Raw genomic sequence first — 13,421 nt, forward strand, 5'->3', positions numbered from 1 at the left:
TGTTTTTTCAGGGGTGCAGCTTAGCGGATCTTCACGCCTTCGAGCTCGGGCTTCGGCGGCGGGAATTCCAGCTTCATGTCGGTCATCGTGCGCAGCAGCAGCTCGGCGATCATCACATTGCGGTGCGTCTTCGAGTTCGCCGGGATCACATACCACGGCGCATGCTCGGCCGACGTCGCGGCGAGCGCGTCGCGGTAGGCGGACTGGTACGCGTCCCAGTGCTTGCGTGCGTCGAGATCGGAGATGTCGAACTTCCAGTGCTTGGTCGGATCGTCGATGCGCGCCTGCAGCCGCTCGCGCTGCTCGTCCTTCGAGATGTGCAGGAAGCACTTGATGATCGTCGTGCCGTTCTCGACCAGCATCGTCTCGAAATCGCGGATCTGCCGGTAGCGGCGCTCGCATTCCTTCGCGTCGATCAGGTCGAGCACGCGCGGCACGAGCACGTCTTCATAGTGGCTGCGGTTGAAGATCGCGAGCTCGCCCGCGGCCGGCACCTGCGCATGCACGCGCCACAGGAAGTCGTGCGCGGCCTCGATCGGCGTGGGCGCCTTGAACGGCACGACGCGCAGGCCGAGCGGATCGACCTCGCGGAACACCGCGCGCACGGTGCCGTCCTTGCCGCTGGTGTCCATCCCCTGCAGCACGAGCAGCACGCGCTTCTTCTGCTGTGTGTGCAGGCGCTCCTGCTGCACGTCGAGCTCGGTCGACACGGCCGACAGCCGTTCGCGGTCGTCGTCCTTCGAACCGGACGAGAACGGCTTCGCGGCCGGGTCGAACGCATCGAGCTTGAATGCTGCGGCTTCCTTCTCGCGCGTGCTGTACGGCACGCGGAAATCGTCGAGCGACGGTTGTTTCGCCATTCGTTCCTCCGTTGGACGCTGTGGTGCATACGATAACGCATCCACCAAACGCAACGGGCCGCCCCGAACAGTTCGGGGCGGCCCGTCGTCATGCGCGGTTCAGGCGCGCGGTCATGCTCAGCCGAGCTTCTTCTTCAGCAGTTCGTTGACCTGCTGCGGATTGGCCTTGCCCTTGGTCGCCTTCATCGCCTGGCCGATCAGCGCGTTGAACGCCTTCTCCTTGCCCGCGCGGAATTCCTCGACCGACTTCGCGTTCGCCGCGAGCACTTCGTCGATGATCGCTTCCAGCGCGCCGGTGTCGGAGATCTGCTTCAGCCCCTTCGCGTCGATGATGCGGTCGGCCGCCCCTTCGTCGTCGGCCTTCTCGTCCCAGATCGTCGTGAAGATTTCCTTCGCGATCTTGTTCGAGATCGTGCCGTCGGCGATGCGCTGCAGCACGAGTGCGAGCTGCGCAGCCGAGACCGGAATCGCGTCGATCTCGATGCCGTCGCGGTTCAGCTGCGACGAAACGTCGCCCATCAGCCAGTTCGCGGCGATCTTCGCGTTCGCGGTGCCCGCCTTCGCGACCACGGCCTCGAAGTACGCGGCCATCGCCTTGCTCGACGTCAGCACGCCCGCGTCGTACGCGGACACGCCGTATTCGTCGGCGAAGCGCTGCTGCATCGCGGCCGGCAGCTCGGGCATCCCGGACTGCACGCGCTCGATCCAGTCCTGGCCGATCACGAGCGGCATCAGGTCGGGGTCGGGGAAGTAGCGGTAATCGTGCGCGTCTTCCTTGCTGCGCATCGAACGCGTCTCGCGCTTGTCCGGATCGTAGAGGCGCGTTTCCTGGACGACTTCGCCGCCGTCCTCGATCAGCTCGATCTGGCGACGCACTTCGAAATTGATCGCTTCCTCGAGGAACCGGAACGAGTTCAGGTTCTTGATTTCCGCGCGCGTGCCGAACTTCTCCTGGCCGATCGGGCGCACCGACACGTTCGCGTCGCAGCGGAACGAGCCTTCCTGCATGTTGCCGTCGCAGATGCCGAGCCACACGACGAGCCCGTGCAGCGCCTTCGCGTAGGCCACGGCCTCGGCCGCGCTGCGCATTTCCGGCTCGGTGACGATCTCGAGCAGCGGCGTGCCCGCACGGTTCAGGTCGATCCCCGTCATCCCGGCGAAGTCTTCATGCAGCGACTTGCCCGCATCTTCCTCGAGGTGCGCGCGGGTCAGGTTGACGGTCTTTTCGTACGCGTCCTTGCCGGCCTTTTCGTTGGCAGGCACCTGGATCGTGATCTGGCCGCCCTGCACGACCGGAATCTCGTACTGGCTGATCTGATAGCCCTTCGGCAGATCGGGGTAGAAATAATTCTTGCGCGCGAAGATGCTGCGCGGCGCGATGGTCGAGCCAATCGCGAGGCCGAAGCGAATCGCGCGTTCGACCGCACCGCGGTTCAGCACCGGCAGCACGCCCGGCAGCGCCAGGTCGACCGGGCAGGCCTGCGTGTTCGGCTCGGCGCCGAACTGCGTCGACGCGCCCGAGAAAATCTTCGAGACGGTCGACAGTTGCGCGTGCGTCTCGAGACCGATGACGACTTCCCATTGAGTTGCCATGTGCTTACACCCCCGCCGGAACTTGCTTGTGCCAGTCGGTCGCGCGCTGGAACGCGTCCGCGACCTGCAGCATCCGGGCTTCGTTGAAATAGTTGCCGATGATCTGCAGGCCGACCGGGCGCTTCGCGTTCGCGCCCGCACCGAAGCCGCACGGCACGCTCATGCCGGGCAGGCCGGCGAGGCTCACCGACAGCGTGTAGATATCCGCGAGATACATCTGCACCGGATCGTCACCCTTCGAGCCGAGATCCCATGCGACCGTCGGCGACGCCGGGCCCATGATCACGTCGCAGGACTTGAACGCTTCCTGGAAATCGTTCGCGATGATGCGGCGGATCTTCTGCGCCTGCAGGTAGTACGCGTCGTAGTAGCCGTGCGACAGCACGTACGCGCCGACCAGAATCCGGCGCTTCACCTCGGGGCCGAAGCCTTCCGCGCGCGACTTCTTGTACATGTCGAGCAGGTCGCCGTACTGCGCGGCGCGGTGGCCGAAGCGCACGCCGTCGAAACGCGACAGGTTCGACGACGCTTCCGCCGGCGCGATCACGTAGTACACGGGGATCGACAGTTCCGTCTTGGGCAGCGACACGGGCACGAGCGTCGCGCCGAGCGCTTCATACTGCTTCAGGGCCGCGTCGATCGTCGCGCGCACGTCGTCGGCGAGGCCGTCGCCGAAATACTCGTTCGGCAGGCCGATGCGCAGGCCCGCGAGCGGCTTGCCTGCATCGTTGCCGGCCGCCCACGGCTGGCCGAGGTGGCGCGTGAAGTCTTCGTCTTCGCGCTCGAGGCTCGTCGAGTCGCGCTCGTCGAAGCCGGCCATCGCGTTCAGCAGCAGCGCGCAGTCGGACGCGCTCTGCGCCATCGGGCCGCCCTGGTCGAGCGACGACGCGAACGCGATCATCCCGTAGCGCGACACGCGGCCGTAGGTCGGCTTGATGCCCGTCACGCCCGCGAACGACGCGGGCTGGCGGATCGAGCCGCCGGTGTCGGTGCCGGTCGCGGCCGGCGCGAGGCGCGCGGCGACGGCGGCCGAGCTGCCGCCCGAGCTGCCGCCCGGCACCGCGTTGGTGTCCCACGGGTTCTTCACCGCGCCGAACGCCGAATTCTCGTTCGACGAGCCCATCGCGAACTCGTCCATGTTGGTCTTGCCGAGCGTGACCATGCCGGCCGCCTGCAGGCGGGCGACGACGGTCGCGTCGAACGGGCTCTCGTAGTTCGCGAGCATCTTCGAGCCGGCGGTCGAGTGCCAGCCGCGCGTGACGAAGACATCCTTGTGCGCGATCGGCAGGCCGGTGAGCGCGCCGCCCGCGCCGCGCGCGAGCTCGGCGTCGGCAGCTTTCGCCTGCGCGAGGGTCAGATCGGCATCGACGTGGACGAACGCGTTCAGGTCGCGCGCGGCTTCGATCCGTTTCAGGTAGAGCTGCGCGAGCTCGACGGCCGAGCATTCCTTGGCGGCGAGCGCGGCGCGCAGTTCAGTCAGGCTTTTTGCGTGCATTGAGTGGTTTTCCTGGGAATTCTGGGTGGCGCGCGGCGCAAAGGCGGCGGCGCGCTTGTCATCGAATGCTTACTCGATCACCTTCGGCACAAGATAGAGGCCGTCCTGGACGGCCGGCGCCGGACGCTGGTTGTCGTCGCGATTGACGACTTCCGTCACGGCGTCTTCGCGCAGGCGCTGCGCGACTTCCTGGATCTGTTCGATCGGGTGGGCGAGCGGCGCGATGCCGGCGGTGTCGACCGCCTGCATCTGCTCGACGAGGCCGAAGAGTTCATTGAGCTGGCCGAGCATGTGCTCGGCGTCGGCGTCGGCCATTTCGAGTCGCGCCAGGTGCGCGATGCGTTTCACATCGGTCAGGGTCAGGGCCATGCGATCACCGGAAAAACAAGGCTGCGCAGCGCATCAAAAGCAGCACTGCCGCGGGGGGTTGGAGGGTGCGATCCCACCCTCAAAAATCGGGGCCGAAGCGGCAAAAATACCGGCCGTTTCGATTCAAATACCGTGAAATTATAAGGTATCATTACGCGTTCGACCCAAACCCGGCAGCCTTTTCCCGCACCGTTTCGCCCCGCTTCGGCAAGCCGTGCGTGCATCGTGCGATCCCCGGTAGACATCACTCGCAGCTTCGTGCGCCGCGGCGGCCGCTTCCGCCACGCTTCCCGAGGCTGTTATTTTTTCCGCTGCCGCCCTCAGCGCTCGCTATGCAGGGCCGGCCCAGAGCGAAACAGGATTCTGAATGTTCGGTTTTTTGCGCAGCTACTTCTCCAACGATCTCGCGATCGACCTCGGCACCGCAAACACCCTGATCTACATGCGCGGCAAGGGCATCGTGCTCGATGAGCCGTCCGTCGTGTCGATCCGCCAGGAAGGCGGCCCCAACGGCAAGAAGACCATCCAGGCAGTCGGTAAGGAAGCCAAGCAGATGCTCGGCAAGGTGCCGGGCAACATCGAGGCGATCCGCCCGATGAAGGACGGCGTGATCGCCGACTTCACCGTCACCGAGCAGATGATCAAGCAGTTCATCAAGACGGCCCACGAGTCGCGCATGTTCTCGCCGTCGCCGCGCATCATCATCTGCGTGCCGTGCGGCTCGACCCAGGTCGAGCGCCGCGCGATCAAGGAAGCCGCGCACGGCGCCGGCGCATCGCAGGTCTACCTGATCGAAGAGCCGATGGCCGCTGCGATCGGCGCGGGCCTGCCGGTGTCGGAAGCCACCGGCTCGATGGTCGTCGACATTGGCGGCGGCACGACGGAAGTCGGCGTGATCTCGCTCGGCGGCATCGTGTACAAGGGTTCGGTGCGCGTCGGCGGCGACAAGTTCGACGAGGCGATCGTCAACTACATCCGCCGCAACTACGGGATGCTGATCGGCGAACAGACCGCCGAAGCGATCAAGAAGGAAATCGGCTCCGCGTTCCCGGGCTCCGAAGTCAAGGAAATGGAAGTGAAGGGCCGCAACCTGTCGGAAGGCATTCCGCGCAGCTTCACGATCTCCAGCAACGAAATCCTCGAAGCGCTGACCGATCCGCTGAACCAGATCGTGTCGTCGGTGAAGATCGCGCTCGAACAGACGCCGCCGGAACTCGGCGCCGACATCGCCGAACGCGGGATGATGCTGACGGGCGGCGGCGCACTGCTGCGCGATCTCGATCGCCTGCTGGCGGAAGAAACCGGCCTGCCGGTGCTCGTCGCGGAAGATCCGCTCACCTGTGTCGTGCGCGGTTCGGGCATGGCGCTCGAGCGCATGGACAAGCTGGGCAGCATCTTCTCGTACGAGTGATCGTCCAGGCAGTCTTCCTGACATGACGCAACCGCGGCGTGGCCGGCTCGCTCGTTTAGAACGAACCGCCGCGCCGTTTGCGCGTCTGAGCATCATTTAACCGATCATTCGCGCCCGGCGCCGACCATGGAATACAGTCCGCCGCCCCTCTTCAAGCAAGGTCCGCCCGCGCTCGCGCGGCTCATCTTCTTCGTTGCCCTCGCCATCGCGCTCCTCGTCTCGGACGCGCGCTTCAGCACGCTCGAAATCGTCCGCGGCGTGCTCGGCACCGTGCTCTACCCGCTGCAGCGCGCCGCGCTCGTGCCGCGCGACCTGTTCATGGGCGCGGCCGACATCGCCGTCACCGGTGCCTCGCTGCGCCACGAGAACGACGACCTCCGCAAGCGCAACCTGCAGTTGTCCACGCAAGCCAACCAGGCCGCCGTGCTCACGCAGGAGAACGCGCACCTGCGCGCGGTGCTCGAGCTGCGCCAGCACATCGCGACGCAATCGACGCCGGCCGAAATCCAGTACGACACGAGCGATCCGTTCACGCAGAAGATCGTGATCGGCCAGGGGTCGCAGCAGGGCATCCAGAACGGCGCGCCCGTCGTCAGCGAGAACGGCGTGGTCGGCCAGGTCACGCGCGTGTTCCCGCTCCAGTCCGAAGTCACGCTGGTCACCGACCGCGATCTCGCGATTCCCGTGCAGGTGCTGCGCACCGGCCTGCGCAGCGTGATCTACGGCACGCCGAAGGGCGATTCGCTCGACCTGCGCTTCGTGCCGACGAGCGCGGATCTCGTCGTCGGCGACGAGCTCGTCACGAGCGGCCTCGACGGCGTCTACCCGCCCGGCCTGCCGGTCGCGAAGGTCGTGCGCGTCGACAAGCTCGCCGATACGGCGTTCGCACGCGTGACCTGCGCGCCGATCGCCGCCGTACGCGGCGCGCGCCAGATGCTCGTGCTGCATTACCAGCACGACATCCCGCCGCGCCCCGCCGAGCCCGATCCGGCCGCCGACAAGAATGCGAAGGGCAAGAAGGGCGCGAAGGCCGCCGCCAAGGGCGAGAAGGCCGACAAGGCTGACGCGAATGCGAAGCCGGCCGCCGCGGCCCAGCCTGGCGCGAAGCCCGCGCCGGCGGCACCGGCCGCTCCGGCCAAGCCCGCCGCCACGCCCGCGAAACCCGCGGCCGGGCAAACAGGAGCCCAGCGATGAATCGCCCGCAATACATCCTGCAGCCGGTCAATCCGTACTTCATCGTCTTCAGCCTCGCCGCCGCGTTCCTGCTGAACCTGATGCCGTGGGGCCGCCTGCCCGGCGTGCCCGACTTCGTCGCGCTCGTGCTGCTGTTCTGGAACATCCACCAGCCGCGCAAGGTCGGGATGGGCGTCGCGTTCGCGCTCGGCATCCTGATGGACGTGCATGACGCGGGGCTGCTCGGCGAGCATGCGCTCGCCTATACGCTGCTGTCGTACGGCGCGATCACGATCCACCGCCGCGTGCTGTGGATGCCGATCGGCGTGCAGGTGCTGTACGTCACGCCGCTGCTGGTCGTCGCGCAGCTCGTCCCGTTCGTGATCCGCCTCGTGATGGGCGCCGCGTTCCCGGGCTGGCGCTATCTGGTCGACGGCTTCGTCGAGGCCGCGCTGTGGCCGATCGCGAGCCACCTGCTGCTGATGCCGCAACGCCGCCCGGTCGATCCGGACGATACGCGCCCTATCTGAGCCAGGGGCCTGCCTTGAATACCCGCCGCCTCCACGCCCGCCGCGCGCCGCGCTTCGGGGCGGCACCTCGCCCGCGCCCGCTCGGCGCGCGCGGGCCAGATCGCTCCTAATCGCATGACCGAATTCAACGACACCCAACAGCAGCTCTCGAAGTTCCGCCTGCGCGTCGCGGCGGCGGGCGTGTTCGTGTTCGTCTGCTTCGGGCTGCTCGCGAGCCGTTTCTTCTACCTGCAGTTGATGCAGCACGGCAAATACGCGCTGCAGGCCGAGGAAAACCGCATCTCCGTCGCGCCGATCGTGCCGAACCGCGGGATCATCACCGACCGCAACGGCGTGATCCTCGCGAAGAACTATTCGGCCTATACGCTCGAGATCACGCCGTCGAAGCTCGACGACACGCTCGACAACACGATCGACAAGCTGTCCGAGATCATCCCGATCGACGCGCGCGACCGCCGCCGCTTCAAGAAGCTGCAGGAAGACTCGAAGAACTTCGAGAGCCTGCCGATCCGCACCCGGCTCACCGACGCCGAAGTCGCGCGCTTCACCGCGCAGCGCTTCCGCTTCCCCGGCGTCGACGTGCGCGCGCGGCTGTTCCGGCAATATCCGCTCGGCACGACGGCCGCGCACGTGATCGGCTACATCGGCCGGATCTCGAAGCGCGACCAGGATCGCATCGACGCGATGAGCGACGACAACGACAGCGATCAGGAAAACTACGATCCGCGCCGCGACGCGAACAACTACAAGGGCACCGACTACATCGGCAAGATCGGCGTCGAGCAGAGCTACGAGACCGAGCTGCACGGGCTGACGGGCTTCGAGGAAGTCGAGGTGACGGCCGGCGGCCGGCCGGTACGCACGCTGTCGCGCACGCAGGCGACGCCCGGCAACAACCTCGTGCTGTCGCTCGACATCGGGCTGCAGCAGGTCGCCGAGCAGGCGTTCGCCGGCAAGCGCGGCGCGCTGGTCGCGATCGAGCCGAAGACGGGCGACGTGCTCGCGTTCGTGTCGTCGCCGAGCTTCGACCCGAACTCGTTCGTCGACGGCATCGACCAGCAGACCTGGGACGAGCTGAACAACTCGACCGACAAGCCGCTCCTGAACCGCCCGCTGCACGGCACCTACCCGCCCGGCTCGACGTACAAGCCGTTCATGGCGCTCGCCGGCCTGACGCTCGGCAAGCGCACGCCGGGCTGGGGCTTCCAGGATCCCGGCTACTTCACGTTCGGCGGCCACACGTTCCGCAACGACGTGCGCTCGGGCCAGGGCTGGGTCGACATGAACAAGGCGATCATGGTGTCGAACGACACCTACTTCTACATGCTCGCGCGCGATCTCGGCGTGAACTCGATCGCGAACTTCATGAAGCCGTTCGGCTTCGGCCAGATCACCGGGATCGACATCCAGGGCGAAGCGCGCGGGATCCTGCCGTCGACCGACTGGAAGAAGAAGGCGTTCAAGAAGGCCGCGCAGCAGAAGTGGTTCGACGGCGAGACGATCAGCCTCGGGATCGGCCAGGGCTACAACTCGTTCACGATCCTGCAGCTCGCGCACGCGACCGCGACGCTCGCGAACAACGGCGTCGTGATGAAGCCTCACCTCGTGAAGGAAGTCGAGGATCCGATCTCGCGCGGGCGCCACCTGACCGTGCCGAAGGAAAGCGAAGTGATCCCGCTCAAGCAGGCCGACATCGACGTCGTGAAGCGCGGGATGGAGAACGTGATCGAGAACCCGTCCGGCACCGCGTACAAGGTGTTCCGCGGCGCGCCGTACCTCGCCGCCGGCAAGACCGGTACCGCACAGGTGTTCTCGCTGCAAGGCTCCAACTACAAGGGCCACCTGCTCGCCGAGCACCTGCGCGACCACGCGCTGTTCATCGCGTACGCGCCGGTCGACCATCCGCAGATCGCCGTCGCGCTGGTCGTCGAGAACGGCGGCTGGGGGGCGCAGGCCGCCGGCCCGATCGCGCGCCGCGTGCTCGACTTCTACCTCATCGACCGCCAGAAACCGGAGAACGAGGCCGCGGCCGTGGCTGCCGCGGCGTCGGCGACCGAACCGATCAACGCGCCGGTGATCGGCGACGCGAACAAGCCTGCTGGCGTCGCGGCTGGCTTCACGGCGCTGCCGCAGCCGGTCGTGCCGACCGCGGCCAGCGCGGCGGAAGCGGCATCGGCCGCAGCGGCCTCCGAAGCGTCGGCTGCCGCCGCCGCGAGCGCTGCCACGGCGGCCAATGCCAGTGCCGCTGCGCCAAGGGCCGCGAGCCTGCCGCCGATCCGGCGCCCGCACCGGCCACGCCGGCCCGCCAGCGACGCGCAGCCGCTCGTCGCCACGCCGCGCGACGACAATCACCGTGCCACGGCCCCCGCGAAGGCGGCGGACGCCGGCACCGCTCATTAACGGAGAAAGGCATGCAATTCGACAAGCGCGCCTGGCTCGACAAGATCAAGCAGATGTTCGCGGGCTTCGACCGCCCGCTCGCCCTCATCGTGTTCCTGCTGCTGTGCGTCGGCATCGTCACGCTGTACAGCGCGGCGATCGACATGCCGGGTCGCGTCGAGGACCAGTTGCGCAACATCCTGCTGACGTTCGTGCTGATGTGGGTGATCGCCAACATCCCGCCCACGACGCTGATGCGCTTCGCGGTCCCGCTCTACACGTTCGGAGTCGCGCTATTGGTCGCGGTCGCGTTGTTCGGGATGACCAAGAAGGGCGCGAAGCGCTGGCTGAACGTCGGCGTCGTGATCCAGCCGTCGGAAATCCTCAAGATCGCGACACCGCTGATGCTCGCGTGGTACTACCAGCGCCGCGAAGGCGGGCTGCGCTGGTACGACTTCATCGCCGCGTTCGGGATCCTGCTGGTACCGGTCGGGCTGATCGCGAAGCAGCCCGACCTCGGCACGGGCCTGCTCGTGTTCGCGGCCGGCTTCTTCGTGATCTATCTCGCCGGCCTGTCGTTCAAGCTGATCGTGCCGGTGCTCGTCGCGGGCGTGATCGCGGTCGGCTCGATCGCCGTGTTCGAAGAGCGCATCTGCCAGCCCGAAGTGCAGTGGCCGCTGATGCACGATTACCAGAAGCACCGCGTGTGTACGCTGCTCGATCCGACTTCCGACCCGCTCGGCAAGGGCTTCCACACGATCCAGGCCGTGATCGCGATCGGCTCGGGCGGCGTGCTCGGCAAGGGCTACCTGAAAGGCACGCAGGCGCACCTCGAATTCATTCCGGAGAAGCACACCGACTTCATCTTCGCGGTGTTCTCCGAGGAATGGGGGCTCGCCGGCGGGCTCGTGCTGCTGACGCTGTACATGGCGCTGATCGCGCGCGGGCTCTATATCGCCGCGCAGGGCGCGACACTGTTCGGCCGCCTGCTTGCGGGCTCGCTCACGCTCGCGTTCTTCGTCTACGCGTTCGTCAACATCGGGATGGTGAGCGGCGTGCTGCCGGTCGTCGGCGTGCCGCTGCCGTTCATGAGTTATGGCGGCACCGCGCTCACGACGCTCGGCATCGCGATCGGGATGATCATGAGCGTCGGGCGGCAGCGGCGGTTGATGAAGAGCTGACCGCGCGGCACGCACCGCACAAAGAAAAACGGCGCCTCGGCGCCGTTTTTTTCGACCGCGCAACGCGATCGCGGCCGCACTTCGCCGCACCGCCCCCCGCTCACGGCGGTGGCGCGTGCACCCCACCCGGCTCCGTGCCGGCACCCGATGCCGGCCCCTGTGCCTTCAGCCGCGCACTCAGTTCCTTGAATTTCATCCCGGCCGTCTCGTCGCCCTGCGCGGCGGCGGCCGCGTAATACGCCCGCGCGATGTTCAGGTTCTGCGCGACCCCGTCGCCGCCGCGCTCGTAGAACGACGCGGTCACGTACTGCGCGGTCGGCTCGCCGGCGTCGGCCGCCTGCTTGTACCACGTGAACGCCTGCCGGTTGTCGCGCGGCGTGCCGCGCCCGTCGAGGAACTGGTTCGCGAGCGACAGCTCGGCCTGCACATGCCCCTGCTTCGCCGCCCGCAGGAACCAGCGGTGCGCTTCGGCCGGATCGCGCGCGACGAACTCGCCGTCGTCGAACATCCGGCCGTACACGTACTGCGCATGCGACATGTTCGCGTCGGCCGCGCGCTTCAGCCAGCGCAACCCTTCGTCGACGTTCGCGGTCACGCCTTCGCCCGTCAGCAGCATCATCGCGTAGTTGAATTGCGCGAGACGGTCGCCGCGTTCGGCCGCGTCGTGGAACTGCACCAGCGCCGCACGATAATCGCCGGCGTTGTAGTCGGCGACCGCCGATTGCGTCTCGTGCGACGGATCGGGCTTCGCTTGCGGCGCACCCTGCGCGGCGGCCGCGATCCACACGACCCACAGGCCGAGCATCGCGCCGACCTGCCCGCGCCGCCCGGTCACACCCCGCGCGCGCCCACGGCACGCGCCATCGCCACCGTTCATGACCGTACCTCCTGCAGCGCCTGCCGCGTGGCACGCAACAGCCAGCTGACGTCGGCCGACAGCGTGATCATCCGGTAGCCGGCCTCGCGATACTGGCGCGCGGCCGCCGTATCGCCCGCGAAGATGCCGACCGCGACACCGGCCTGCCGGCCGGCCGCGAGCACGCGCGCCATCGCGGTTTCGACATCCGGGTGGCGGATGTCGCCGAGATGCCCGAGGCTCGCCGCGAGATCGGCCGGGCCGACGAACAGGCAGTCGACGCCGGGCAGCGCCGCAATCCGCTCGACTTCGTCGACGCCGCGCGCCGATTCGATCTGCACGATCACCGCGACCTGCGCATTCGCCGTCTGCACGTAATCGCGGCGCATGCCGAACGCCGCCGCGCGCACCATGCCCGCGACGCCGCGCAGCCCGTCCGGCGAATCGGGCGACGGATAACGCGTGAGCCGCACCGCATGCACGGCATCGTCCGGTGTCTCGATACCGGGAAACATCAGCGTGCGTGCGCCTGCATCGAGCGCGCGCTTCACGAGCCACGGCTCGCGCGCCGGCACGCGCACGACGGGCTCACTCGGCAGATGGGCGGCGGCGATCGCGCGCAACTGCGATGCAACATCGCGGCTGTCGTTCGGCGCGTGCTCCATGTCGATGCAGAGCCAGTCGTAGCCGGCATGCGCGAGCGCTTCCGCGGCCGACTCGCTGCCGAGCGACAGCCACAGGCCGTACAGCGGCTCGTCGCCGTCGCGCAGGCGTTGTTTGAGGGAATTGGTGAGCGTGCTCATCGATACGGCCTCCTGGACGGAACGGCAATCGAACGGGACAAGCAACGGGCAAAGCGGAGCGCGACACGCCGGGCAGCGATGCACGGCGGCGCCAGGACCGGGCCCTGGAACGTTAGTCGGCTATGGGCGGCCGATCTGACAGCGCCGGCCGCACGACTCGCGCACGGCAGCGTTTTTCGGCGCCACGCAACGATCATAGCGCGGCGTTACGCGAAATGTGGGAACGGACGGGGAGCGAGGCGGGACGAGGCCGCGGGGTGCGGCATCAGGCAGCCCGCGCCGGCTGGCGGGGCTGCCGGGAAGGCGGGATCAGCGGCCGGGCTGGCGCTCGACGTCGGCCCAGCAGTTCGGCGTTTCGTACAGGCGCACGCGCTCGAGCCGCAGGTTCACGCCATAGTGCGCGTCGTACACGTTCGCGAGGATGTCGAACGCGATCGCCGCGAGGTTCTCGACGGTCGGAATCCGGTCGATCACGACCGTCTTGTGGTCGGCCATCTGCTCGAGGAACGAGCGCACGACGTCGTCGCGCGCATAGACCAGGAACGCGTGGTCCCACTTGCCGACCAGGTGCTCCATCGCGAGCGCCTTCACGTCGGCGAAATCCATCACCATGCCGCGGTCGGGCGCCCCCTCGGTATCGACGAGATCGCCGCGCAGCGTGACTTCGAGCACATAGCGATGGCCATGCAGGTTCCGGCACTGGCTGCGGTGATCGGGAATGCGGTGGCCCGCGTCGAATTCGAGTTTTCGGGTAATCAGCACGATGTCAAA

At 67.5% G+C, this 13,421-nt stretch carries 12 protein-coding genes; 5 read left to right on the plus strand and 7 right to left on the minus strand.

Features of this window, described 5'->3' with window-relative positions; genetic code table 11:
• Positions 1 to 20 precede the first annotated feature (20 nt).
• From BCEP18194_RS22435 to gatC, 4 genes are all read right to left on the minus strand, one after another.
• A complete protein-coding gene (locus BCEP18194_RS22435) occupies positions 21 to 860 on the minus strand; it encodes a polyphosphate kinase 2 family protein (protein ID WP_011353554.1) in 840 nt (279 codons plus the stop codon).
• Positions 861 to 977: 117 nt separating this feature from the next.
• The gene (gene gatB, locus BCEP18194_RS22440) at positions 978 to 2,453 is read right to left on the minus strand and encodes an Asp-tRNA(Asn)/Glu-tRNA(Gln) amidotransferase subunit GatB (RefSeq protein WP_011353555.1); all 1,476 of its coding nucleotides are present in this window, start codon (positions 2,451 to 2,453) and stop codon (positions 978 to 980) included.
• 4 nt (positions 2,454 to 2,457) lie between these two features.
• A complete protein-coding gene (gatA, locus tag BCEP18194_RS22445) occupies positions 2,458 to 3,948 on the minus strand; it encodes an Asp-tRNA(Asn)/Glu-tRNA(Gln) amidotransferase subunit GatA (protein ID WP_011353556.1) in 1,491 nt (496 codons plus the stop codon).
• 69 nt (positions 3,949 to 4,017) lie between these two features.
• Positions 4,018 to 4,317, minus strand: a complete 300-nt coding sequence (gene gatC, locus BCEP18194_RS22450) for an Asp-tRNA(Asn)/Glu-tRNA(Gln) amidotransferase subunit GatC (protein WP_011353557.1) — start codon at positions 4,315 to 4,317, stop codon at positions 4,018 to 4,020.
• Between the two features lie 367 nt (positions 4,318 to 4,684).
• Here gatC and BCEP18194_RS22455 point away from each other — a divergent pair, with 367 nt between their 5' ends.
• From BCEP18194_RS22455 to rodA, 5 genes are all read left to right on the plus strand, one after another.
• Positions 4,685 to 5,728, plus strand: coding sequence for a rod shape-determining protein (locus tag BCEP18194_RS22455; protein WP_004189550.1), 1,044 nt, complete (start codon positions 4,685 to 4,687; stop codon positions 5,726 to 5,728).
• 126 nt (positions 5,729 to 5,854) lie between these two features.
• Positions 5,855 to 6,922, plus strand: a complete 1,068-nt coding sequence (gene mreC, locus BCEP18194_RS22460) for a rod shape-determining protein MreC (RefSeq protein WP_011353558.1) — start codon at positions 5,855 to 5,857, stop codon at positions 6,920 to 6,922.
• Complete coding sequence (mreD, locus tag BCEP18194_RS22465; RefSeq protein WP_009687274.1) at positions 6,919 to 7,431, plus strand: rod shape-determining protein MreD; 513 nt, start codon at positions 6,919 to 6,921, stop codon at positions 7,429 to 7,431. Before mreC ends, mreD begins: the two co-directional genes overlap by 4 nt.
• Before the next feature lie 114 nt (positions 7,432 to 7,545).
• A complete protein-coding gene (gene mrdA, locus BCEP18194_RS22470; RefSeq protein WP_011353559.1) occupies positions 7,546 to 9,831 on the plus strand; it encodes a penicillin-binding protein 2 in 2,286 nt (761 codons plus the stop codon).
• Positions 9,832 to 9,842: 11 nt separating this feature from the next.
• A complete protein-coding gene (gene rodA / locus BCEP18194_RS22475; protein WP_011353560.1) occupies positions 9,843 to 10,991 on the plus strand; it encodes a rod shape-determining protein RodA in 1,149 nt (382 codons plus the stop codon).
• Between the two features lie 100 nt (positions 10,992 to 11,091).
• Here the strand turns inward: rodA and BCEP18194_RS22480 are convergent, their stop codons facing one another.
• The 3 genes from BCEP18194_RS22480 to queD form a co-directional block, all read right to left on the minus strand.
• Positions 11,092 to 11,868, minus strand: coding sequence for a tetratricopeptide repeat protein (locus tag BCEP18194_RS22480; RefSeq protein ID WP_011353561.1), 777 nt, complete (start codon positions 11,866 to 11,868; stop codon positions 11,092 to 11,094).
• Positions 11,865 to 12,650 carry an HpcH/HpaI aldolase family protein gene (locus BCEP18194_RS22485; protein ID WP_011353562.1) on the minus strand — a complete coding sequence of 262 codons (786 nt, stop codon included), beginning with the start codon at positions 12,648 to 12,650 and terminating at the stop codon, positions 11,865 to 11,867. Before BCEP18194_RS22485 ends, BCEP18194_RS22480 begins: the two co-directional genes overlap by 4 nt.
• A 309-nt stretch (positions 12,651 to 12,959) precedes the next feature.
• Positions 12,960 to 13,412 carry a 6-carboxytetrahydropterin synthase QueD gene (gene queD / locus BCEP18194_RS22490; protein WP_011353563.1) on the minus strand — a complete coding sequence of 151 codons (453 nt, stop codon included), beginning with the start codon at positions 13,410 to 13,412 and terminating at the stop codon, positions 12,960 to 12,962.
• Positions 13,413 to 13,421 lie beyond the last annotated feature (9 nt).

Source organism: Burkholderia lata (assembly GCF_000012945.1).
Classification (GTDB): Bacteria; Pseudomonadota; Gammaproteobacteria; order Burkholderiales; family Burkholderiaceae; genus Burkholderia; species Burkholderia lata.